This window comes from Bacillus sp. FSL K6-3200 (assembly GCF_038630485.1).
Classification (GTDB): domain Bacteria; phylum Bacillota; class Bacilli; order Bacillales; family Bacillaceae; genus Bacillus; species Bacillus safensis.
In genome coordinates this window covers 1,883,579-1,902,728 of sequence record NZ_CP152032.1, presented here as the reverse complement: position 1 = coordinate 1,902,728, position 19,150 = coordinate 1,883,579, and the positions used below count along the sequence as shown (strand labels likewise).

Annotated in this window: 23 protein-coding genes; 11 read left to right on the top strand and 12 right to left on the bottom strand. The window is 41.3% G+C overall.

Annotation, left to right across the window (positions count from 1 at the left end; translation table 11 throughout):
- Positions 1–111 precede the first annotated feature (111 nt).
- Together MHI60_RS09655 and MHI60_RS09650 are read right to left on the bottom strand one after the other, a co-directional pair.
- Positions 112–972 (bottom strand): Cof-type HAD-IIB family hydrolase, encoded by an 861-nt coding sequence (locus tag MHI60_RS09655; protein WP_222122337.1) that lies wholly within the window; start codon positions 970–972, stop codon positions 112–114.
- 404 nt (positions 973–1,376) lie between these two features.
- The gene (locus tag MHI60_RS09650) at positions 1,377–1,733 is read right to left on the bottom strand and encodes a hypothetical protein (protein WP_144471948.1); all 357 of its coding nucleotides are present in this window, start codon (positions 1,731–1,733) and stop codon (positions 1,377–1,379) included.
- A 117-nt stretch (positions 1,734–1,850) separates the two neighbouring features.
- Between MHI60_RS09650 and MHI60_RS09645 the strand changes: the two genes are divergently transcribed.
- Positions 1,851–2,261 (top strand): YwpF-like family protein, encoded by a 411-nt coding sequence (locus MHI60_RS09645; RefSeq protein ID WP_024423692.1) that lies wholly within the window; start codon positions 1,851–1,853, stop codon positions 2,259–2,261.
- Between the two features lie 224 nt (positions 2,262–2,485).
- Here MHI60_RS09645 and mscL read toward each other — a convergent pair whose 3' ends face one another.
- Together mscL and fabZ are read right to left on the bottom strand one after the other, a co-directional pair.
- Entirely contained in the window at positions 2,486–2,881 is a 396-nt protein-coding gene (gene mscL / locus MHI60_RS09640) for a large conductance mechanosensitive channel protein MscL (RefSeq protein WP_024423693.1), read from the bottom strand.
- Between the two features lie 127 nt (positions 2,882–3,008).
- On the bottom strand, positions 3,009–3,443 hold the full coding sequence (gene fabZ, locus MHI60_RS09635) for a 3-hydroxyacyl-ACP dehydratase FabZ (protein WP_048237618.1): 435 nt from the start codon (positions 3,441–3,443) through the stop codon (positions 3,009–3,011).
- Between the two features lie 219 nt (positions 3,444–3,662).
- On the opposite strand from fabZ, the gene MHI60_RS09630 reads away from it, so the two are divergent.
- Positions 3,663–4,718 (top strand): tetratricopeptide repeat protein, encoded by a 1,056-nt coding sequence (locus tag MHI60_RS09630; protein ID WP_095409746.1) that lies wholly within the window; start codon positions 3,663–3,665, stop codon positions 4,716–4,718.
- 14 nt (positions 4,719–4,732) lie between these two features.
- Here the strand turns inward: MHI60_RS09630 and MHI60_RS09625 are convergent, their stop codons facing one another.
- From MHI60_RS09625 to spoIIID, 4 genes are all read right to left on the bottom strand, one after another.
- The gene (locus tag MHI60_RS09625) at positions 4,733–5,551 is read right to left on the bottom strand and encodes a flagellar hook-basal body protein (protein ID WP_034281197.1); all 819 of its coding nucleotides are present in this window, start codon (positions 5,549–5,551) and stop codon (positions 4,733–4,735) included.
- Positions 5,552–5,581: 30 nt separating this feature from the next.
- Positions 5,582–6,421: a flagellar hook-basal body protein gene (locus tag MHI60_RS09620; RefSeq protein WP_095409748.1), complete on the bottom strand. Its 840-nt coding sequence runs from the start codon at positions 6,419–6,421 to the stop codon at positions 5,582–5,584.
- 124 nt (positions 6,422–6,545) lie between these two features.
- Positions 6,546–7,547, bottom strand: a complete 1,002-nt coding sequence (gene mbl / locus MHI60_RS09615) for a cell shape-determining protein Mbl (RefSeq protein ID WP_007497573.1) — start codon at positions 7,545–7,547, stop codon at positions 6,546–6,548.
- Positions 7,548–7,731: 184 nt separating this feature from the next.
- Positions 7,732–8,010 carry a sporulation transcriptional regulator SpoIIID gene (spoIIID, locus tag MHI60_RS09610; RefSeq protein WP_008343327.1) on the bottom strand — a complete coding sequence of 93 codons (279 nt, stop codon included), beginning with the start codon at positions 8,008–8,010 and terminating at the stop codon, positions 7,732–7,734.
- A 347-nt stretch (positions 8,011–8,357) separates the two neighbouring features.
- Between spoIIID and MHI60_RS09605 the strand changes: the two genes are divergently transcribed.
- From MHI60_RS09605 to MHI60_RS09595, 3 genes are all read left to right on the top strand, one after another.
- Positions 8,358–8,771, top strand: a complete 414-nt coding sequence (locus MHI60_RS09605) for a MarR family transcriptional regulator (RefSeq protein ID WP_144471946.1) — start codon at positions 8,358–8,360, stop codon at positions 8,769–8,771.
- A gap of 15 nt (positions 8,772–8,786) precedes the next feature.
- Entirely contained in the window at positions 8,787–9,974 is a 1,188-nt protein-coding gene (locus MHI60_RS09600) for an MFS transporter (protein WP_064497932.1), read from the top strand.
- Between the two features lie 120 nt (positions 9,975–10,094).
- A complete protein-coding gene (locus tag MHI60_RS09595; protein ID WP_111290635.1) occupies positions 10,095–10,694 on the top strand; it encodes an undecaprenyl-diphosphatase in 600 nt (199 codons plus the stop codon).
- Between the two features lie 38 nt (positions 10,695–10,732).
- On the opposite strand, the gene MHI60_RS09590 is transcribed toward MHI60_RS09595, so the two are convergent.
- A complete protein-coding gene (locus tag MHI60_RS09590; protein ID WP_144483763.1) occupies positions 10,733–12,121 on the bottom strand; it encodes an MFS transporter in 1,389 nt (462 codons plus the stop codon).
- 177 nt (positions 12,122–12,298) lie between these two features.
- On the opposite strand from MHI60_RS09590, the gene MHI60_RS09585 reads away from it, so the two are divergent.
- The 5 genes from MHI60_RS09585 (at position 12,299) to MHI60_RS09565 (ending at position 16,425) form a co-directional block, all read left to right on the top strand.
- Positions 12,299–13,186, top strand: a complete 888-nt coding sequence (locus tag MHI60_RS09585) for a transporter substrate-binding domain-containing protein (RefSeq protein ID WP_144471942.1) — start codon at positions 12,299–12,301, stop codon at positions 13,184–13,186.
- A gap of 42 nt (positions 13,187–13,228) precedes the next feature.
- Positions 13,229–13,906 (top strand): amino acid ABC transporter permease, encoded by a 678-nt coding sequence (locus MHI60_RS09580; RefSeq protein WP_080967770.1) that lies wholly within the window; start codon positions 13,229–13,231, stop codon positions 13,904–13,906.
- A 10-nt stretch (positions 13,907–13,916) separates the two neighbouring features.
- Positions 13,917–14,657, top strand: coding sequence for an amino acid ABC transporter ATP-binding protein (locus tag MHI60_RS09575; RefSeq protein WP_144483766.1), 741 nt, complete (start codon positions 13,917–13,919; stop codon positions 14,655–14,657).
- A 193-nt stretch (positions 14,658–14,850) separates the two neighbouring features.
- On the top strand, positions 14,851–16,059 hold the full coding sequence (locus MHI60_RS09570) for an ammonium transporter (RefSeq protein ID WP_095409754.1): 1,209 nt from the start codon (positions 14,851–14,853) through the stop codon (positions 16,057–16,059).
- A gap of 18 nt (positions 16,060–16,077) precedes the next feature.
- On the top strand, positions 16,078–16,425 hold the full coding sequence (locus MHI60_RS09565; protein ID WP_024423704.1) for a P-II family nitrogen regulator: 348 nt from the start codon (positions 16,078–16,080) through the stop codon (positions 16,423–16,425).
- 85 nt (positions 16,426–16,510) lie between these two features.
- On the opposite strand, the gene MHI60_RS09560 is transcribed toward MHI60_RS09565, so the two are convergent.
- On the bottom strand, positions 16,511–17,407 hold the full coding sequence (locus MHI60_RS09560; RefSeq protein ID WP_144483769.1) for a M23 family metallopeptidase: 897 nt from the start codon (positions 17,405–17,407) through the stop codon (positions 16,511–16,513).
- A gap of 131 nt (positions 17,408–17,538) precedes the next feature.
- On the opposite strand from MHI60_RS09560, the gene MHI60_RS09555 reads away from it, so the two are divergent.
- Positions 17,539–18,033, top strand: a complete 495-nt coding sequence (locus MHI60_RS09555) for a GNAT family N-acetyltransferase (RefSeq protein WP_223251030.1) — start codon at positions 17,539–17,541, stop codon at positions 18,031–18,033.
- Between the two features lie 32 nt (positions 18,034–18,065).
- Here MHI60_RS09555 and MHI60_RS09550 read toward each other — a convergent pair whose 3' ends face one another.
- Both MHI60_RS09550 and MHI60_RS09545 read right to left on the bottom strand, forming a co-directional pair.
- Positions 18,066–18,596, bottom strand: coding sequence for a thioredoxin fold domain-containing protein (locus tag MHI60_RS09550; RefSeq protein WP_095409756.1), 531 nt, complete (start codon positions 18,594–18,596; stop codon positions 18,066–18,068).
- Entirely contained in the window at positions 18,593–19,150 is a 558-nt protein-coding gene (locus MHI60_RS09545) for a MauE/DoxX family redox-associated membrane protein (protein ID WP_144471939.1), read from the bottom strand. Before MHI60_RS09545 ends, MHI60_RS09550 begins: the two co-directional genes overlap by 4 nt.

Here is a 19,150-nt window from a genome sequence, read left to right as displayed (position 1 = left end):
TAATTAAATTATATGATGTTCCACATCAGGTGTAAATAGAAGTGGTTCTGAATTCCTCTTTTGTAGAATGCGCTTCTTCCTATGTGATTTATACTATGACATCTGATTCATCTATTTCAAAAGGTGCCGGATCATATGCGCCACACCATGTTCATCGTTTGATAACGTGACATGATCAGCGATTTCTTTTATATCCTGTCTCGCATTTCCCATCGCAACCCCAACACCAGCTGCTTGAAGCATCGATTCATCATTTAAACTGTCTCCTACAGCCGCTGCCCTACTTAAAGGAATACCTAGTCTTTCTGCCAGCCTTGTTAAAGCCTGCCCTTTAGACGCGTCCTTTGAACCAATTTCAAAGTTATGATCAGCTGAACTGACCAATGTTAAATCTGAATCATCACCAAACATATCCCATCCGGCTTTCAATCTGTCTTGAAAGAAAGAAAAACCTAAGATGTTGTAAAATGAAAGCTTTCGATCCTCATGAAACAATTCTTTATATGTATCAATATAAGAAAAACCCGACTGGCTGTATTGAACTTCTGCCGCTTGTTTTAAGACATTTTGATCCGTTTCTGGATTTGCACTTTTTAAGCGGTCCATTTCAATCGCAAGAAGCTCTCTGCCGCGATTCGGTGTGAAAATGGCTTCGTTTGTAAAGACTTCATAATAATAATCACGTTCTTCAAGCCATGATAATATGTGTTTAGCCTTTTCTTCTTGTAAAGCAGCTGAATGGTACACCTTTCCCGTTGGATCATGAATCACAGCTCCATTGGCACTAATCACCCAAGTATTCATACCAAGCTGATCAAAAATAAACTTCACATCAAAATACGCTCTCCCTGTTGAAACGACAACCTCAATTCCATTCGCAGCTGCTTCCTTTAATGCCTGCTCGTTTTCCTGACTCACTTTGTGTTCACTATTCAATAAAGTTCCATCTAAATCCGTTGCGATTAATTGAATGTTTGTCATTGTTCTCTCCTTTTTTTCTTTATTTTCAACCGACATACCGTTAACAAAATCCATCATCATTATGAAATGAGTATCCACTATTTGCAAGAGATGATCGGTTAAACAGTGAATAAAAGGGTATCCGGCCACGCGATATGACCGGATACACACAAAGGGGATTCACAAGGGGACACATGACCTATACAAAGAAGCATTGGGTTCTATTACGCAGTGTTCATATGCACAAGGCAGCATCTATCAGCTTTAGCTAGAGGGGGGCTTTCAGATGATAGACGTTACCTTTTGATTCTGGACTTGCCTCCTTTCCTTTCAGCTACCCCTAGTCTACGGAGAAAGGCCGTATCTGACAAAACATGAAAATGGCAAAATAGACCTTCAAATTGTCTATATCCTCGTTACTTTCTGTTATTTACCGCTTGCGTATAAAACATCATTTTGTTTTGTTTGATGAAATACTTATTTTTCATAAATTGATAAAAAATATCTGAATGAATCCAATTACTAGAAGGCATGTGAATATAATCAGATCCGTCCCACGCAAACCAATAAAAACAAAGCCGGCCATCATGAACCGACAGCTGAAACTCAAAGCAGTCCATTTGATCCTCGGTGACGTATTGAAACGTGAGTGACTCCCCTTCTTCCATATACACATCACAAAATGAAAGAATGTCTCCCCACGAATAAACACGTATATTACTCTCTGCCTTATCATCGCCTATATGTATGTTTCGCAATTGATAGGACTCCATAAAACATCTCCTTTCACTCATGTGCAGCTAGTTCTAAGCAGGCAGCGGTTTCATTTATACAGATGTTGTATGCTATAATGATACTTACGAATAATGAACGCTTGTGAGGTGATAAATATGAAAACCTTTAGGCTGATTGATTTAAAAATTGAACTTGATCCACAGCAAGATAAAATGTCCAGCATTCCCCTTCGTGACGGTTTAATCATTAATAAAGAAGACGGTGAAAATCACTGGATGATCGAGGCACTCATTCCAAAGAAACATAGACAGGTGTTTGAGGTGCTCTTTCAGCAGCACACAGAAGTGAAGATTCTTGTGACGATCACAAAAGAAAACAACCGCCCTGTTCATCTATCTGTCCAAGTCAAAAACATCGTTGCCTTAGAAGAAAACATTTCTGTATTACTCGATGGTAAAATGATTACAAATCGTTACAGAACAGAAACTGAAGAAGTATTAAAAGACCTCGTCAAAGAGGGGCTGTCAGGAGAAAAGCTGCTGGATGCTTTTAAACAAAACACATAAAAAAAGAGCGGGATCAGCCGCTCTTAGATTGTTGACAAAGGGCTAAAATGATCTTGATTTTAGCCCTTTTGTCTTCTTTTCAGCGTGTTTGAAAACCTTTGAAGTCTAGCAAGGGCGAGCACTGGAACGGAGCGAATTTCACATTCGTGAGTACCGGAGCGCAGACCTGACACCGAATGCAAGGGTTTGTCTACACGCTGAGAGCGGGGTCAGCCGCTCATTTTCTATTGCACATCTTTAGATTGGCTTTGATTTTTCAATAAATCTCTGATTTCAGTTAGCAGAACTTCCGTTTGATCCGGCGTTTCCACAACCTCTTCTTCCTCAACCTTTTTCCGTTTTAACTTATTCAAATAACGAATAAAGATAAAAATGGAAAACGAGATAATTAAGAAATCAACCACTGTTTGAATAAAGTTCCCATATAAAATTTGAGCAGCTCCGATTTTAATGGATAATCCGCTAAAATCATGCCCTCCAATAATAATACCGACAAGCGGCATAATTAAATCATTCACAAGAGAAGTGACAATTTTGCCAAATGCTCCCCCAATGATGACACCTACAGCCAAGTCAATGACATTTCCCTTGACGGCAAATTCTCTAAATTCTTTCAGCATCCTTTATCACCTTCATCTTTTTTTGTCTAATATGACGTTTTTTTGTCAAAATTGCAAGTCCTTGTCCGTTCTAACTGAACGTTTTTAAATAAAAAAGCGATTCATGCTTGATGAACCGCCAGGAAAATCATGATACTTTAGGACCGATAGAAAATGTCAGTTCTGCTTCACATGCCACTTCGCCATCTACTGTCGCTACTGCTTTTCCTTTTGCAACTGGTCCGCGGAGACGCGTCACTTCAACCTCTAAACGAAGCTGATCACCAGGCTTGACCTGTCTTTTGAAGCGGCAGCCGTCAATCCCTGCAAACAAACCAATTTTCCCTTTGTTTTCTTCCTTGCCTAACATAATCACACCAAAAACCTGTGCGAGTGCTTCTACAATAAGCACACCTGGCATGACTGGGTATCCTGGGAAATGGCCATTAAAAAATTCTTCATTCACTGTGACATTTTTAATTCCAACCGCTCTTTTTTCTCCATCAACCTCTAAAATACGGTCGACCAATAAGAATGGATAACGGTGTGGAATAATGTCTTGAATTTGCTGAGCATCAAGCATATCTTGATCTCTCCTTCTTTTCTATATCGCTGATCTTCATTTGATTCCTATAGAAGTATATTATGAATGCTGGCATTTTTCAATATTCGCCTTACGTATATGGTAAAAAATAGAATCTATCATTACCAATTGTCATCAAATATAATCCACACTACACTCATTGTTTTTTCACAAATATGGTAATATATATTACATCATTGATTGAATAAGAGGGTAAAAATGAATTTTATGAGCGATAAATCCATAAAAAAACTTCTCCATTCCTGGTATACAATGCTAAAGCATCGACATTTTTCGAAGGCTGAAGAAATCAAAAAAACACTGCTAAAATATAAACGTAAATTATCAAAAAAACAGGAGCTCTATCTTCATTATCAGCTGATGCTTTTCCGTCATCAGCTCTGGATGAATCAGACAGAGGACTTAGAAAAACTCAAACATGAACTGCTGCCTCACAAAGATGAAATGAACGAAGAACTGCAATATTATTTTTATTTCTTTCTCGGATTATATGAATCTTTAAAAAGTGATCAAAATGATGCGATTCATTATCTCGAAAAGGCAGAGGAACGGCTGCCATTACTTAAAGATGAGCTTGAGGAAGCAGAGTTCCATTTCCGTACAAGCGGTGTTTATTATAACAACCGTTACTCGTTGTTATCGATTCGTCATGTTCAAAAAGCCATGGATATTTTTGCAAAACACGAAGACATCCATAGCATCTATCGGTGTAAAATTGTGCTCGCTCTTAACTATAGCGACCAAAAGAAATATGAGGAAGCGGAAGATATTTTCATTGAGATTATTGATTACGTGAAAAAGATTGATGATCAAGAGCTGCTTGGTATCGTTTATTATGACGCTGGCTTTATTCAGTCGAGACAAAACCGTCACAAGGAAGCGCTAGAATACTTCAAAAAAGCGCTTCGTCTCCCAGCATACCGAAAGTCAGCACACTCCTATGTATCGTGCCTATACGAAACTGTGCGTTCCTGTTTTAAAGAAAATTTAACTGATGAAGGGATGAAGTATATTCAAAAAGGGCTGAAAGAAGCTGTTGCTTCCCAGTTTGATATATTAAGAATGAAGTTTCAAATCTTATCTCTTCTCTACAGCCAAACGCCAAAGGCAGATGAGCAAATCGCCACGCTCGTCACATGTCTTGAACGAAAAGAAGCCTGGATTGATCTTGAGGATCTGCTTGCTGATGTCTCAGATTATTATAAAAAAAAGGGCGACTTTGAGCGAGCCGCCTTTTTTATCATGAGAGGCTGATAACAGCCTGCTAATTATCGAATTGTATTAATTAATCCCAGCATTTGATCGCCCATCGTGATCGTTCTTGAGTTCATCTGATAGGAACGCTGAGTTGTCATGAGGTCTGTTAATTCTTTCGACATGTCCACATTTGACGTTTCCAGTGCACCTTGCTGAAGCTGAATCGCCTCTCGGTTTGCTCCATTTAGTGCTGTTAATGCGCCTTGATAAGTTCCGTCGACCGAGAACAAATTATCTCCTTCAGAGACAAGTGCTGAAGAATTATTGACTTGTACAACGCCTAGATTCACTTGCTGGTTCGGTTGATTATCTCTTGAAATCGCCGTAAGCCGTCCATTTTTATCGATTGAAATATCACGGAAATTCGCATTTAAGACGATCGCATTTCCGTTTTCATCAAGAATCGGATAGCCTTCGCTCGTGACAAGCTGCACTTGGTTACGGTTATTGCCCGGCTGTAAGTAAAGTGAACCATCTCTTGTATAACGGATATTACCGCCGGCGTTGACCTGCAAATACTGCGACGGCGCTCCGAATGCAACATCAAGATCACGTCCTGTTTCTTTAATAGAGCCTTGCAGCGAGTTAATGGACGCATTGACCATTGTCCCCGTTCCAAGCCTTAACCCAGCAGGTGTCAGACGACTGTTTGCCACCTGCTCATTTTTTTCATCTACCTGATTAAACTGCTGTCTGATCAGCTCTGAGAAACGGGTGTTTTTCGCGCGGTATCCTGTTGTTTCACTGTTCGCGATGTTGTTGCTGATGATATCAAGCTGCTTTTGCACTTCATTCATCGATACAGCTGCGTTTATCATCGTTCTAAGCATAAGAATCCTCCTTTCTTTTTCATTTCTTTATTAGTACACTCTGCCAATTTCATTCACTGCTTTTTCTAAGCTTTTATCATACGCCTGAACCACTTTTTGATTTGTTTCAAATGCTCGGTAGGCAGTTGTCATATCTGTATATGATTTCGTCACATCCACGTTTGACAGCTCCGATACGCCTTGGCTTAACGTATAAGACATTTGACCGTTATTGACTGCACTTGGCAGTGGCTGGTTATCAGCTGTACGGTATAAATCATTTCCTTCACGCGCTAGGTTTCTTGTATCCATCGCAACACGTACATCGATTTGACCAAGATTTTGGCCATTTTCAGACACAGTACCATCTGCATTCACTTTGAAATTCTCACTCTGAACCGTAATCGGCTGACCCGTCACGGAAAGAAGAGCGCGGCCATTAATGGTCAGCTGTTTTTGTGCGTTCAATGTAATGGAGCTGCTTTTCGTATAACGAACGCCTTCTGGTGTGTTGACCGCATAAAATAGCGCTGATTTCTGATTGGTCTCCGGATTGATCGGCACATTATTTTCAACTAGTGCTACATCTGTTGTTTGATCTGTTGTTTTTAAAGTTCCCTGTGTAAATTGAGGGATTAATTCCTGCATATATGTCCCAGTATTGATTCCACCAATCGGCGATTGCAGCGGAACACTAAAGCCTTTGCCTGAGGATGTTTGGAAACGTCCTGATTCCATTCGGTTCAGCAGCATTTCTGGAAATGCACGCATTGCCCCTTCATCCGCTTTATAGCCTGGCGTATTCGCATTTGCGATATTATTTGAAAGCATTTCTGTCCGCCGCTCTTGAGCGATCATGGCAGATGTTGCGGTATATAGTCCTTTTAACACGTGCTCACCTCATTCAAATTCTTTCACATGACCTAAACACAATCTTCTATGAAATATATCGGCTGATTAGCAGGGTTCTTTAATAAAAATCCCCCATTCTTTCTAAAAAGAATGAGGGAAATCATTAGCTGAGTTTACGCTTTGGCAGCTTGTCCATATTATCAAGCATCACACCAGTACCAACTGCTACACAGTCCATTGGATTTTCAGCAACGAAAACTGGTACTTTCAGCTCTTCTGCAAGCAATTGATCAAGCCCGTTTAGAAGAGCTCCGCCACCTGTAATGATGACGCCGCGATCGATAATATCAGCTGATAATTCAGGCGGTGTTCTCTCAAGAACTTGCTTCGCAGCCTGAACAATCGCAGATACAGATTCACGCAATGCTTCTTCTACTTCTTTGCTTGTGACGGTAATCGTTCTTGGTAATCCTGTCACCATGTCTCGTCCACGAATCGAAATCTCTTCGTGACGTGCGTCTGGGAATACCGTTGCAACTTGGATCTTAATATCCTCAGCTGTGCGCTCACCGATCAACAGCTTGTACTCTTTTTTAATGTAGTTAAGAATTTCCAGATCAAATTTGTCTCCAGCCATTTTAATAGAAGAGGCGGTTACAATGTCACCCATTGAGATGACAGCGATATCTGTCGTTCCGCCTCCAATATCTACGACCATGTTTCCACTTGGCTGAAAAATATCCATGCCAGCACCGATTGCTGCTACTTTTGGCTCTTCTTCAAGAAATACATGCTTACCACCGCTTTTTTCAGCAGCTTCTTTGATCGCCTTCTGCTCAACAGATGTAATGTTTGTCGGGCAGCAGATGAGCATACGCGGCTTAGAGAACAGCCCTTTCACATTTAATTTGTTAATAAAATGCTTGAGCATCGCTTCAGTTACTTCAAAATCAGCGATTACGCCGTCTTTTAATGGACGAATCGCAACAATATTCCCAGGCGTACGTCCAACCATACGTCTAGCCTCTTCTCCAACAGCCAAAACTTTCCCGCTGTTTTTGTCAAGAGCTACAACAGATGGTTCATTTAACACAATTCCTTTTCCTTTGACATGAATCAGTACATTTGCAGTACCAAGATCAATTCCAATATCCCTAGCAAACATCTATATATATCCTCCTTGAAAATCTGTTTCCATAGCAAATACCACATTCTGCCCTAATTATATATTCTATCATAATTTGCAGAAAAAAAGATATTTCTTTACAAAAGTCTTTACAAAATTTGTGGTTAGAAACTACCGATATGAGGAAGATATATATATCATGTTTATGAACAAAGAACTAAGCTTACTGTTTCACAGGCTCGCCTTCTAGAATTTCTTCTTTTTTATACTTTAACTTGGTGGCTTCTCCTCCTCGCAAGTGGCGGATTGATTTATGATAATCCAGTATCTCCTTCACTTCATTAGCCAGATCTGGATTAATTTCTGGCAGTCTTTCTGTTAGATCCTTGTGTACAGTACTTTTAGAGACTCCAAATTCTTTCGCAATAACACGAACGGTTTTCTTTGTCTCCACGATATACTTTCCTATCTTGATTGTTCGCTCTTTGATGTAATCGTGCACACCACTCGACCTCCCTAAAATGGATGTGAGAAGTGTGAAATGAGATCCGTATGAAGATTATCCATTTTCAGCGGCGCTTGTTCGTCGTAATTTCTCATCCATTAGGTAGTAAATGCCAAACACGATCCCTCACCTCAAACACTCTCTTTGTCAGGTTTGTAACAGTGTATTAGCTTTGAATAGGGAATATGCTAAAAATGAAGATGGGACAAGGGATTTATCAGAAAAGGCAAAACAAAAAATCATTTCGGGGCGCGAAAATTTTCACTTTACAAGAAAGGATTCAGCACGTAAAATAGAAAAGGTGAATTTATTTACCTAGCTAAATATTTAAAAAAGGTGAGCATATGGATACGTTAAATAGAGAGTGTTTACATCAAATACATCAAGGCGCACGACTGCTGTCTAAAAAGGCGAACGAAGCGCTTGCTGCTTATGACTTGTACATGTCCCAGTGGACTGTGCTTTTTTGTTTGGATACATTCGGCCCGAAAACCCAAAAAGACATCTGGACATATTTGAACGTCGAAGCACCGACCATCACCAGAACCGTCACCCGTTTAGAAGCAAACGGCTGGGTGAAACGCGTACAAGGAAAAGACAAACGCGAAAATCTGATCATAATGACAGATGATGCAAAAGCCCGTTTTGAAGAAATCAAACGCACGATGGAACAATTTGAAGAAGAATGTCTTTCAGATTTTACCTACGAAGAAAAACAACTCCTCCATACACTTTTACACAAATTATCAACTGAATAGGAAGTGACATACATCATGAACGAACGCATATGGACAAAAGACTTTATCATGATTGTCCTGGTGAATCTATTTACGTTCACCTCTTTTTATGCCCTTTTAACATTACTGCCCATTTACACAATGGATGAACTAAATGGAACAGAATCACAGGGCGGTCTCCTTGTGACGGTCTTCTTATTGTCTGCTATTGTGACAAGACCGTTTTCTGGAGCCATTATTGAGAAATTCGGCAAAAAACGGATGGCGATTTTCTCTTCTACAGCCTTTGCCTTACTCACTTATTTATACATCCCGATTGATCAATTCCAAACGCTTCTTATACTGCGTTTCGTACAAGGGATCTTTTTTAGTATTTTGACGACAGTCGCCAGTGCCATTGCGGCTGATATGATCCCGAAACATAAACGCGGGGAAGGACTCGGATACTTTGTGATGTCCATGAACCTCGCTGTTGTCATCGGTCCGTTTATCGCACTGAATCAAGTAGGAAAAATAGGATTTCATTCCTTATTTCTTCTCTTTTCCATTATCGTGACAATCGGAGCCGCTTTTACAATGCTGATTAGACAGCCAGAGCCTGAAAACGGCGGAAGCATCGTCTTCCGATTCACGTTTTCGCACCTGTTTGAAAAAGGCGCATTAAAAACAGCGGCCGTCGGTATTATTATTTCATTCTGTTATTCACCGATTATTTCATTTATTTCAGTATATGCAAATTCACTCCATTTGATGGGTGCAAGCAGTTATTTCTTTATTGTGTTTGCGGCTGCAATGCTTGGATCACGTCCATTTACAGGCAGACTTTTTGACCGAGTTGGAGCTCACGTTGTGATCTATCCTTCGATTGCCCTTTTTGCCATTGGTTTATGGATGCTGACAGCGACACATTCAGCCACAATGCTTCTTCTATCAGGCGCTGTGATTGGACTTGGCTACGGTTCGCTCGTGCCATGTTTACAAACACTTGCGATTCAGCACTCACCAGCTCACCGTACGGGGTATGCGACGGCAACTTTCTTTACTCTGTATGATACAGGTATTGCTGCTGGCTCATTTGTCTTTGGACTCCTTGTCAGTTTCACAGACTTTTCAAATGTGTACCTTATTGCGGGTATTGTTGTCTTACTGAGTATGGGCGTTTTTTATTGGAGCGAACGAAAACCTCAGGAAGCAAAAGCACAAAAGGTCTCCCTTTCAGAATAGAAGGAAAAGGATACTATTTTAAACTTCGCCGGAAACATGCTAAAATATAGGATATTTCAAATAGAGCATACAGGCTTTTTTGAAAAATAGTTGGCATTAAGCGAAAGTATAGGTGATGTTTTGAATTACGAATTGTTTAAAGTCATACACGGGATGGCTCACCATTCTGAGTTTTTAGATCAGGCCATGATCTTTATTACGAAAAAGGCCATTCTTGTGTACGCCCTTGTCTTATTGATTTGCTGGTTTTTAGGGAATCACAAATTTAAGAAGCATGTCTTCTTTTCCGGTGTAACAGGCATTGCAGCACTTATCGTCAACTTTGCCATTACATTGTTTCATTATGAAGAGCGGCCGTTTGTGGCGCATAAAGTCGACACACTCATCCCGCACTCAGCAGACGCTTCCTTCCCAAGTGACCATACAACAGGTGCACTGGCTCTTTCATTAGCCATTCGATCCCGTAATAAAAAGCTCGGCAACATCTTGCTCGTCTTTGGATTACTTACAGGATTCTCCCGCATCTGGGTCGGTCATCATTATCCATTTGATGTTTTAGGCAGCTTGGTCGTATCGATTGTGGTTGTCTTTATCATGAATAAATTATGGAAGTTCTTTGACTCTCCAATTGATCGCATCGTGACATTTTACGAGACAATTGTTGGGAAAATTTTCAGAAGGAAGACAAAGGATCAGGGCTCAGACCTGTCCAACCCTTAAGCGGCTTTGCGATAACGTGATGAAGATTCTTCTCTCACTTATCGCGCCGCTTTTTTTATTGGCTGTCTCCCTCTAACCATACTTGAAAAATAAAGACTGACACCTATGCCAATAAGAGAAATGATGATCAACGTCCAGCCTAATTGTGCAAAATGAGCACCAGCAATTTCATCCCCAAACAGCATACCAAGTACAGCAGACGACAGAATAGAGCCAAGGTAGCGGCATGTTTGAAAAAGTCCAGAGGACGTGCCAATCATTTGCTGAGGACTAGCCTTGAGCATCGCAGCTTGAAGTGCAACATTCCCAATCCCATAACTGAGCCCAAGCAGCGCCAGAACCAATCCTTTTCCCCATAATGGCGCAGGAATAAAAAAGAAAGTCATGGCAGACGCTCCAGCCAGCATCAATACAGCACTCGCTAAAACTGGATGGCGTTCATCCCCGCGATCCACCCACTTTCCAGTCAGCGGTGACACAATAATGCTCACCCCTGACATACACAGCATAAAAAGACCCGTCATCTCCACACGCCAGCCTAACTCATCCTGGAAATAACTCGGCAAACCAAAAAAGAGACAATAGAAAAAGATATTTAAGATGATAAATTGCACATATACAAGTGACAGCCGCTGCTCCTCCCTGAACATCCGTATTTGAATAAACGGTTCATCCACCTGATACTCCCACCAGATAAAAGCGCCTGCACTCAGGAGACAAAGAATGCCTTGAACATATTGAATGCCATCACTCAGTGATAATAAAAATGAAAGCAGGAGAACAATGCAAACGGTAAAAAGAAGCATCCCTGGTAAATCGAGCTTTCGCACGGTTTCGCCTATGCGCAGCTTTCTCTTCTTCTGCTCCTTCGGAAACAAAAATAGGCCGAGAAAGAAACTGATTAAAATAAATGGCAGATTCACTAAAAAGATAGCCGGCCAGCCGCCAATGGTCATCAGAAATCCGCCAAGCGTTGGCCCAAGTGCCGTCATCGCTGAAGCAAAAATGGATAATACCGCTAACGCCGAAGCCTGTCTTTCTTGAATATGATCCCGAATGAGTCCGACTCCAGAAGGATAAATGGCACTGCTTCCAATCGCCTGTAACAGACGGATCACAATCAGCACCGCAAACGTTGGGGCAAACGGCGCGCAAATGGCTGAGAGTGCGACAAGAACGAGACCGAATAAAAATAAGGTTCTCCGGCTCATCACATGATCCCCAATCCGGCCGCTCACCGGCTGTGTTACTGCACTAGCTAAATAAAAAGAAGAAATAAGCCAAGATACGGTCGTAAATGACAAACCGAATTCATGCTGAATTTGATGCAAGGCCAAAGAAATCATTGATGAATTCAGCGGATTCAACATCGTTCCAAAGGCAATAGCGGTTAAAAAAACTTTTCGATTGTCTCTCCACTTGTTCATACACTGACCTCCTTTTTGTGATCTGGCATGTTTTTTTCCAATCCTTTCGTTATTATGAGATTCATTTCCCTTTTTTACCCTAATCAATTCAAGTTCTCTCTTAGAAAAGCAAGACATACATTCTAAAAAGGACGATTGTTGGAATAACACATATAAAATTGAGAATATGAGGAACAAATGGTAAGATGCTACACATATTTAAAAGCCTACTTTCTCCTTATATGGAGAACGGCTGAAAAGGAGGAGAAGCTTATTATTAAAAAAAGACGGTTTTGGGTCCCAGCCCTTTTCTCAGTTGCAGTATTACTTCTGTCTTCGTGTGGTTCAAATGAAACAAATGGGAACGGAGATAAACGTAATTCTACAGCGAAAGGGTCGCCAATTTTGGAGGATGGAAAATTTATTTTTGCAGCTTCAGGTGAATTTCATCCGTTTAGTTATATGGATGGAAATCAGATGTCCGGCTTTGATATCGACGTAGGCAATGCGATTAGTGACAGACTAGGTCTCGAACCTATACAGAAGAAATATAAATTCGCAGGCATCGTCGAAGGCGTGAAAGCAGGTAAATTTGATGCGGCAGTTGCAAGTCATACCATCAATGAGGAACGAAAAAAACACGTCCTTTTTTCTAAGCCCTATTACTACTCTGGTCCGCAAATTTTCACAAGACCTGGAGCAGACATTCAACATGCTGATGACTTAAAAGAAAAAGAAATTGCTGTATCAAAAGGATCGTCCTACGCTGACATTGCAAAGGAACATAGCGGGCAAGAACCAAAATATTATGATAGTGATGTCGTCGCCTTAGAAGCACTGGCCAACGGAAAACACGATGCAGTCGTGACAGATTTCGCCACAGGTGCAGAAGCGATGAAGAAAAAATTGAAAATCACAGCGCAGGAAAGACTCGGACAAAGTGAGCAGGCAATTGCTGTATCAAAAGAAAATGAACAGCTCATAGAAGAGATCAACGATGCAATTGATGCACTAAAAAAAGACGGAACATTAAAACAAATTAGCGAAAAGTACTTCGATGAAGACATCACGGTCAAACAAGATTAAAACCACGATTGTGCGCCCTTTTTATAGGCGCACTTTCTTCAAATGGAGATGATTGTTTTGCCTACCCTATCACATTTTTTTCAGACGCTGATTGATTCTAAAGGTATTTTTTTAGAAGGAATGCTGATCACCTTACAGCTGACGGTGATCAGTATCTTCATCGGTATGTTCATCGGGCTCTTCTTTGCTTTATTGAAAATATCCCGCGTAGCCGTTTTCGGTTATATCGCCAATGCCTATATCTTTCTTGTGCGCGGAACACCACTGATTGTTCAAATTTTCATCCTATATTTTGGTCTCACAGAATTGAATATACCCGACTTCTGGGCTGCTTCCATTGCGCTTGCCTTTCATAATGGCGCCTATATAGCAGAAATATTTAGAGGGGCCATCCAATCCATCGATCAGGGGCAAAAAGAGGCAGGACGCTCTCTTGGCATGGGTCGTTTTTTAACAATGAGGCGCATCATTCTCCCGCAAGCGATGCGGCGTGCCCTTCCCCCTCTTGGCAACCAGTTCATTATCGGCTTAAAAGACTCATCACTCGCCGCCTTTATCAGTGTCAATGAACTATTTAACGTCGCCACCACGCAAGGCTCCAACAGCTTTGACAATATGACATATTTACTTGTTGTAGCCGTCTATTACTTAGTTCTTGTCCTGCTGTTAACATTCGCTGTCCAAACCTTTGAGAAGAAACTATCAGCCAGTGACCAATAGGAGGAGAAGCATGACAGAATCAAAGGAAATCATTCGTGTTGAAAAACTCAATAAATACTTTGGAGAGCTTCATGTTTTAAAAGATATCGATCTCACCGTATATGAAAATGATGTGGTCGTCTTAATTGGGGCAAGCGGTTCTGGAAAAAGCACCTTGCTCCGCTGTATGAACTTTTTAGAAATAAAAAATGACGGAGATATCATCATTGATGGCAGTCCTGTTCATCCAAAGCGCCATCAATTTAACGAAATGAGACAAAAAATAGGAATGGTGTTTCAGCATTTTAATCTTTTCCCGCACAAAACTGTGCTTGAAAATATCATCGAAGCGCCTGTTATGGTGAAAAAAACAAAGAAAGCGCAAGCCATCACTGAAGCCAGCGCATTGCTAGAAAAAGTAGGACTTGCGGATAAAGCCAACGTATATCCATCTAAACTATCAGGCGGCCAAAAACAGCGTGTAGCCATAGCCAGATCTCTCGCTATGAAGCCTGATGTCATGTTATTTGACGAACCTACGTCTGCCCTTGACCCAGAGCTTGTAGGTGAGGTGCTGCAAACGATGAAAAGCCTTGCAAAAGAAGGCATGACCATGGTCATTGTTACACATGAAATGGGCTTTGCGAAAGAAGTTGCCGATCGTGTCGTCTACATGCACGAAGGCCGCATCGTCGAAGAAGGTATCCCTTCAGAATTGTTTGATTCTCCTAGGGAGGAACGTACAAAACTGTTTCTCAGCTCCATTTTATAGGTCAAACGCCCTTTATTTTTAGTGCTTAACTTACGTTTTTGCTCATTTTTTACGAACTTTTCATCCATTTATATTGAACTTAACCAAAAAACCATGTCAGATAAACTTACATGTATATGTTATATATGACTTTTCTCTCTATAATGAAGAATTAAGAAAACAATTAATTCTGAATGATTCGGGGGAATGCAGCATGCAAATGGGTGATACAGTATTTATGTTCTTCTGCGCACTACTCGTGTGGTTAATGACACCGGGTTTAGCTTTATTCTACGGAGGACTCGTGAGAAGTAAAAACGTGTTAAGCACGACCATGCACAGCTTAACATCACTAGCGATCGTTTCAATCGTATGGATCGTATTCGGCTATTCCTTGGCATTTGCACCAGGCAATGCATGGATCGGAGGCTTAGACTGGGTGGGCCTGAAAGGCGTAGGCTTTGCGCCTGGGTCCTATAGTGAGACCATTCCACATTCATTGTTCATGATGTTCCAAATGACCTTTGCCGTCTTAACAACAGCCATCATTTCAGGTGCCTTTGCTGAACGGATTCGCTACTCAGCAGTCGTTGTATTTACACTTCTTTGGGTCACATTTGTATACGCTCCAGTCGCACACTGGGTATGGGGTGGCGGTTGGATTGGCGAGATGGGTGCGCTTGACTTCGCTGGCGGAAACGTGGTTCACATCTCGTCCGGTGTTGCGGGTCTTGTCGTGGCAATTGTGCTCGGGAAGCGTAAAGAAGCAGCAAGCTCTTCTCCGCATAACTTGATCTACACCCTTCTCGGCGGAGCTGTCATCTGGTTTGGCTGGTTTGGTTTTAACGTGGGTAGTGCCCTTACATTAGACAGCGTGGCCATGTATGCCTTTATTAACACCAATACAGCTGCTGCTGCAGGAATCATCGGCTGGCTGTTAGTAGAGTGGATGATCAACAAAAAACCGACCATGCTCGGCGCGATCTCTGGAGCCATCGCAGGGCTTGTCGCCATTACACCTGCCGCAGGCTTTGTTACACCGTTTGCTTCTATTATCATAGGAATCATTGGTGGGATCGTCTGTTTCTGGGGAGTCTTTTCACTCAAAGCCAAATTTGGCTATGATGACGCACTGGACGCATTCGGCCTTCACGGAATTGGTGGTACTTGGGGAGGAATTGCAACAGGACTTTTCGCCACAACTTCTGTCAATGACGGCGGAGCCAATGGCTTATTTTACGGAGATCCCAGCTTACTTTGGAAGCAAGTGGTCGCGATTGTTGCCACGTACGCTTTTGTTGCCGTTGTCACATACGTGATCATCAAAGTGGTCAATGTCTTCTTCAAAATTCGTGCAACCGAAGAAGAAGAATCAGTGGGTCTTGATTTAACCATGCACGGTGAAAAAGCTTATCAAGATTAAAGAAAAAGGGGTGTCTCTATGAGCAAAATGTATAAAGTGGAGATTGTCACACGTCCAGCTAATTTTGAAACATTAAAGGTGGAGCTTGGAAAGATTGGTGTCACCTCGATTACTTTTTCAAATGTACATGGCTGCGGCTTACAAAAGGGACATACAGAGCTATACCGCGGCGTCAAAAAGGAAAGCAACGTGTACGAACGATTAAAGATCGAAATCGTCCTAAGTAAAGTACCTGTCGAACAGGTCGTTGAAACAGCTCAAAAGGTACTTCGTACAGGCGAACCAGGGGATGGGAAAATTTTTATATATGAGGTAGCGAATACAATCAACATCCGGACAGGTGAAGAAGGACCTGCCGCCCTATAGTGTATCCTCCGCCGAGTGGCGGAGGATCTTTTTAAGCAGAAAAAAACCTCTGCGTATTTATATACACAGAGGACCTTGTAAGACATTAAGATTGTTTTGTTTCTTCTGACTGACTGCTGTCTTTAGAGGAATCAGAAGATTTTTCTTGATCAGAGGATTTCCCCTTCTCATCAGACTTTTCTTCAGATTTTTCTCCAGCTGGCTCTTTGGTCTTATCTTCAGCAGCAGGTTCCTTCGTTTTGTCCTCAGTCTTTGGCTGAGCAGGTTCTTTTGCTTGTTCCGTCACTTCTTGCGCTGCTTTTTCAATCGTAGAAACAGGCTTGTCAATGAAGCTAAGCGGATTAAGCGCTAAACCTTCCATACGAATTTCAAAATGTACATGGTTACCACTTTCAGCACCATATAGATTTTTACCAGAAGCACCAATGACATCATTCTGCTTCACTTCATCGCCTTCTTTGACACTCACTTGTGACAACGATTGATAAACAGTCGATAATCCATCTTCATGTTCAATTTCAACAACGTGACCGAGAACTGGATCTTTTTTCGCTTGAACCACTGTTCCACTAAGAGCAGCTGTGACATCAAACACTTTGCCATCTTTATCTGCAAGATCAATACCTTTGCTCAAGGTATAGGTGTTATTATAGTTTACAAGTGCTGCTTCTTTTTCTTTTTGATCAGCATCTGCTTCATAGAACTTTTTCACGACAGAAACATTATCAGAATTCTTGACCGGCATGGCAACATTTTCAATTGGCTTTCCAACTTCAACGGCATCATCACGCTGTTCTTGCCCTGTTTGATTTCCATCAGATAGTTGGTCTTTCACATCTTTTGACACAGCTTGATACCAAAGAACGGCTGTTAACACGACCGCTGCGCTGACCAAGTAAATAGCAGGGAATACCCAGCGCTTACGGAAAAATTGCTGAACTTTTGTGATTTTGGAAGTACGTTTCTTTTCTTCCTCTCTCATTTTTCATCACCTCAGCAACATTCTGAACACTTTTCAAAAAATATATACACACGAAATCATTTTTCTTTTTATTTTGCGCAAACACATCAATAATATGTATGATAAATGAAAAAAAGATGGGGGACTTAATTGTGAACACTTTCAACCGCATAGCAACAGAAGATGACCTCAAAGCGATTGTTGATATCTACAATTCAACCATTGCTTCTAGAGAAGTGACCGCTGATACAGAACCTGTATCTGTCGAAGACCGCCGGCAATGGTTTTTGAATCATTCCGATAAAAGACCTCTCTATGTGAAAACAGATGAGGATGGAAATATCTACGGCTGGCTGAGTTTTGAAACGTTTTACGGAAGACCTGCATACAACGGGACCGTTGAAATGAGTATCTATTTGAACCAAGACTATCGAGGAAAAGGCTTAGGCTCACTTTTCTTACAAGAAGCCATTGAGTTAGCACCCTCATTAGGCATTCGAACGTTACTCGCCTTTATTTTCGGGCACAACGAAGCCAGCATTCGACTGTTTAAAAAGCATGGCTTTGAGACATGGGGCCACCTGCCACGCATCGCAGAAATGGATGGCAGCAGGTACGATTTAGATATCCTAGGAAAAGAATTATAAAACGAGCGTCTCCCTGGCAAAGAGACGCTTTTTTATGACGCATGTAACAACTGTTCAAACTGTTTCGCATTTTGAAGAGATTTTCTTTGCAGAATGATACCATGTTCATCAATGTGAATCGCTTGTGGAACAACCGTTACTCCGTACAGCTCCATGATTTGTGAAGAACGAGTATACACAGCCTGGGACGGCAGCAATTCAAGGATCTGCGTATCATCCGCCTGCTCATCTCCATTAATAAAAATGAATTGAGTATCATCGCCAGCGATTTGCTGCTGCAGGTCTGCTAAAATACTTTTGCACGTCATACAAGTAGAGTTCACAAATAACAGCATCACAGCACTCCCGCTTTGAAAATATTCCTTCAAAATGACCTTCTCCCCTAAATGGGAATAGCTTCGAAATAACGGTGCAGGATCCCCCACATCCGCTTCCTTTAATTCAATTCCATCAAGGGTTTTGATTTTATTCATAAATTTTCCGATAAAACGGGCGAGCAAAAATATCACAGCAAGCTGAGCAATGACAATGAATAACACAATAATCAATAGAATATCTGTCATTTCACATCATCTCCTTCTATAAATAATTCAAATTGATTGATCCATTTTCGTTTAAACATTAAGATTTCTTGACCCACCGCTATCATGAAAGAGACAGCCACGGCAATGAGAAAACAAATAATGTTATATTGCCATGGAATGGTTTCTACATAGGGATGCACATAAAACAACCCGATCACAAGAGTCAGCATCGACACATTGCGAATCACAATTCCCCAATGAAGGCGTTCATTATCAAGCAGTCCACCACAGCCACAAGAAATATCACGATGTCCTCTCAATAAATTGAAGGTCACCGCTCCAGTATAAATACATAAAAGTGCTGTAAGACCAATCGCAGGTACAAGGGTCATGTGCCATACGAACAAAAAACCAGTACAAACCAATTCAACAGTTAAAAACAAATAAAACATGGGTGCCGTGAAAGAAGGAGGCAGCAGCCGATAAGCATTCATCTGCTGCATATGCGCCGTCTGTTTTTTTACTTTATCAAGCCATGCACCTGCAAAAATAATACCTAATAAATAGACACCTATGTAATAAAAGACACTCAC

What these genes read in the sequence shown, in the direction of transcription:
- MHI60_RS09650 (WP_144471948.1), bottom strand. Translation starts at nt 1,733, where the DNA reads ATGGAGTCCTATCAATTGCGAAACATACATATAGGCGATGATAAGGCA.
- MHI60_RS09645 (WP_024423692.1), top strand. Translation starts at nt 1,851, where the DNA reads ATGAAAACCTTTAGGCTGATTGATTTAAAAATTGAACTTGATCCACAG.
- mscL (WP_024423693.1), bottom strand. Translation starts at nt 2,881, where the DNA reads ATGCTGAAAGAATTTAGAGAATTTGCCGTCAAGGGAAATGTCATTGAC.
- fabZ (WP_048237618.1), bottom strand. Translation starts at nt 3,443, where the DNA reads ATGCTTGATGCTCAGCAAATTCAAGACATTATTCCACACCGTTATCCA.
- MHI60_RS09630 (WP_095409746.1), top strand. Translation starts at nt 3,663, where the DNA reads ATGAATTTTATGAGCGATAAATCCATAAAAAAACTTCTCCATTCCTGG.
- MHI60_RS09625 (WP_034281197.1), bottom strand. Translation starts at nt 5,551, where the DNA reads ATGCTTAGAACGATGATAAACGCAGCTGTATCGATGAATGAAGTGCAA.
- mbl (WP_007497573.1), bottom strand. Translation starts at nt 7,547, where the DNA reads ATGTTTGCTAGGGATATTGGAATTGATCTTGGTACTGCAAATGTACTG.
- MHI60_RS09605 (WP_144471946.1), top strand. Translation starts at nt 8,358, where the DNA reads ATGGATACGTTAAATAGAGAGTGTTTACATCAAATACATCAAGGCGCA.
- MHI60_RS09600 (WP_064497932.1), top strand. Translation starts at nt 8,787, where the DNA reads ATGAACGAACGCATATGGACAAAAGACTTTATCATGATTGTCCTGGTG.
- MHI60_RS09590 (WP_144483763.1), bottom strand. Translation starts at nt 12,121, where the DNA reads ATGAACAAGTGGAGAGACAATCGAAAAGTTTTTTTAACCGCTATTGCC.
- MHI60_RS09585 (WP_144471942.1), top strand. Translation starts at nt 12,299, where the DNA reads ATGGTAAGATGCTACACATATTTAAAAGCCTACTTTCTCCTTATATGG.
- MHI60_RS09580 (WP_080967770.1), top strand. Translation starts at nt 13,229, where the DNA reads ATGGAGATGATTGTTTTGCCTACCCTATCACATTTTTTTCAGACGCTG.
- MHI60_RS09575 (WP_144483766.1), top strand. Translation starts at nt 13,917, where the DNA reads ATGACAGAATCAAAGGAAATCATTCGTGTTGAAAAACTCAATAAATAC.
- MHI60_RS09570 (WP_095409754.1), top strand. Translation starts at nt 14,851, where the DNA reads ATGCAAATGGGTGATACAGTATTTATGTTCTTCTGCGCACTACTCGTG.
- MHI60_RS09565 (WP_024423704.1), top strand. Translation starts at nt 16,078, where the DNA reads ATGAGCAAAATGTATAAAGTGGAGATTGTCACACGTCCAGCTAATTTT.
- MHI60_RS09560 (WP_144483769.1), bottom strand. Translation starts at nt 17,407, where the DNA reads ATGAGAGAGGAAGAAAAGAAACGTACTTCCAAAATCACAAAAGTTCAG.
- MHI60_RS09550 (WP_095409756.1), bottom strand. Translation starts at nt 18,596, where the DNA reads ATGACAGATATTCTATTGATTATTGTGTTATTCATTGTCATTGCTCAG.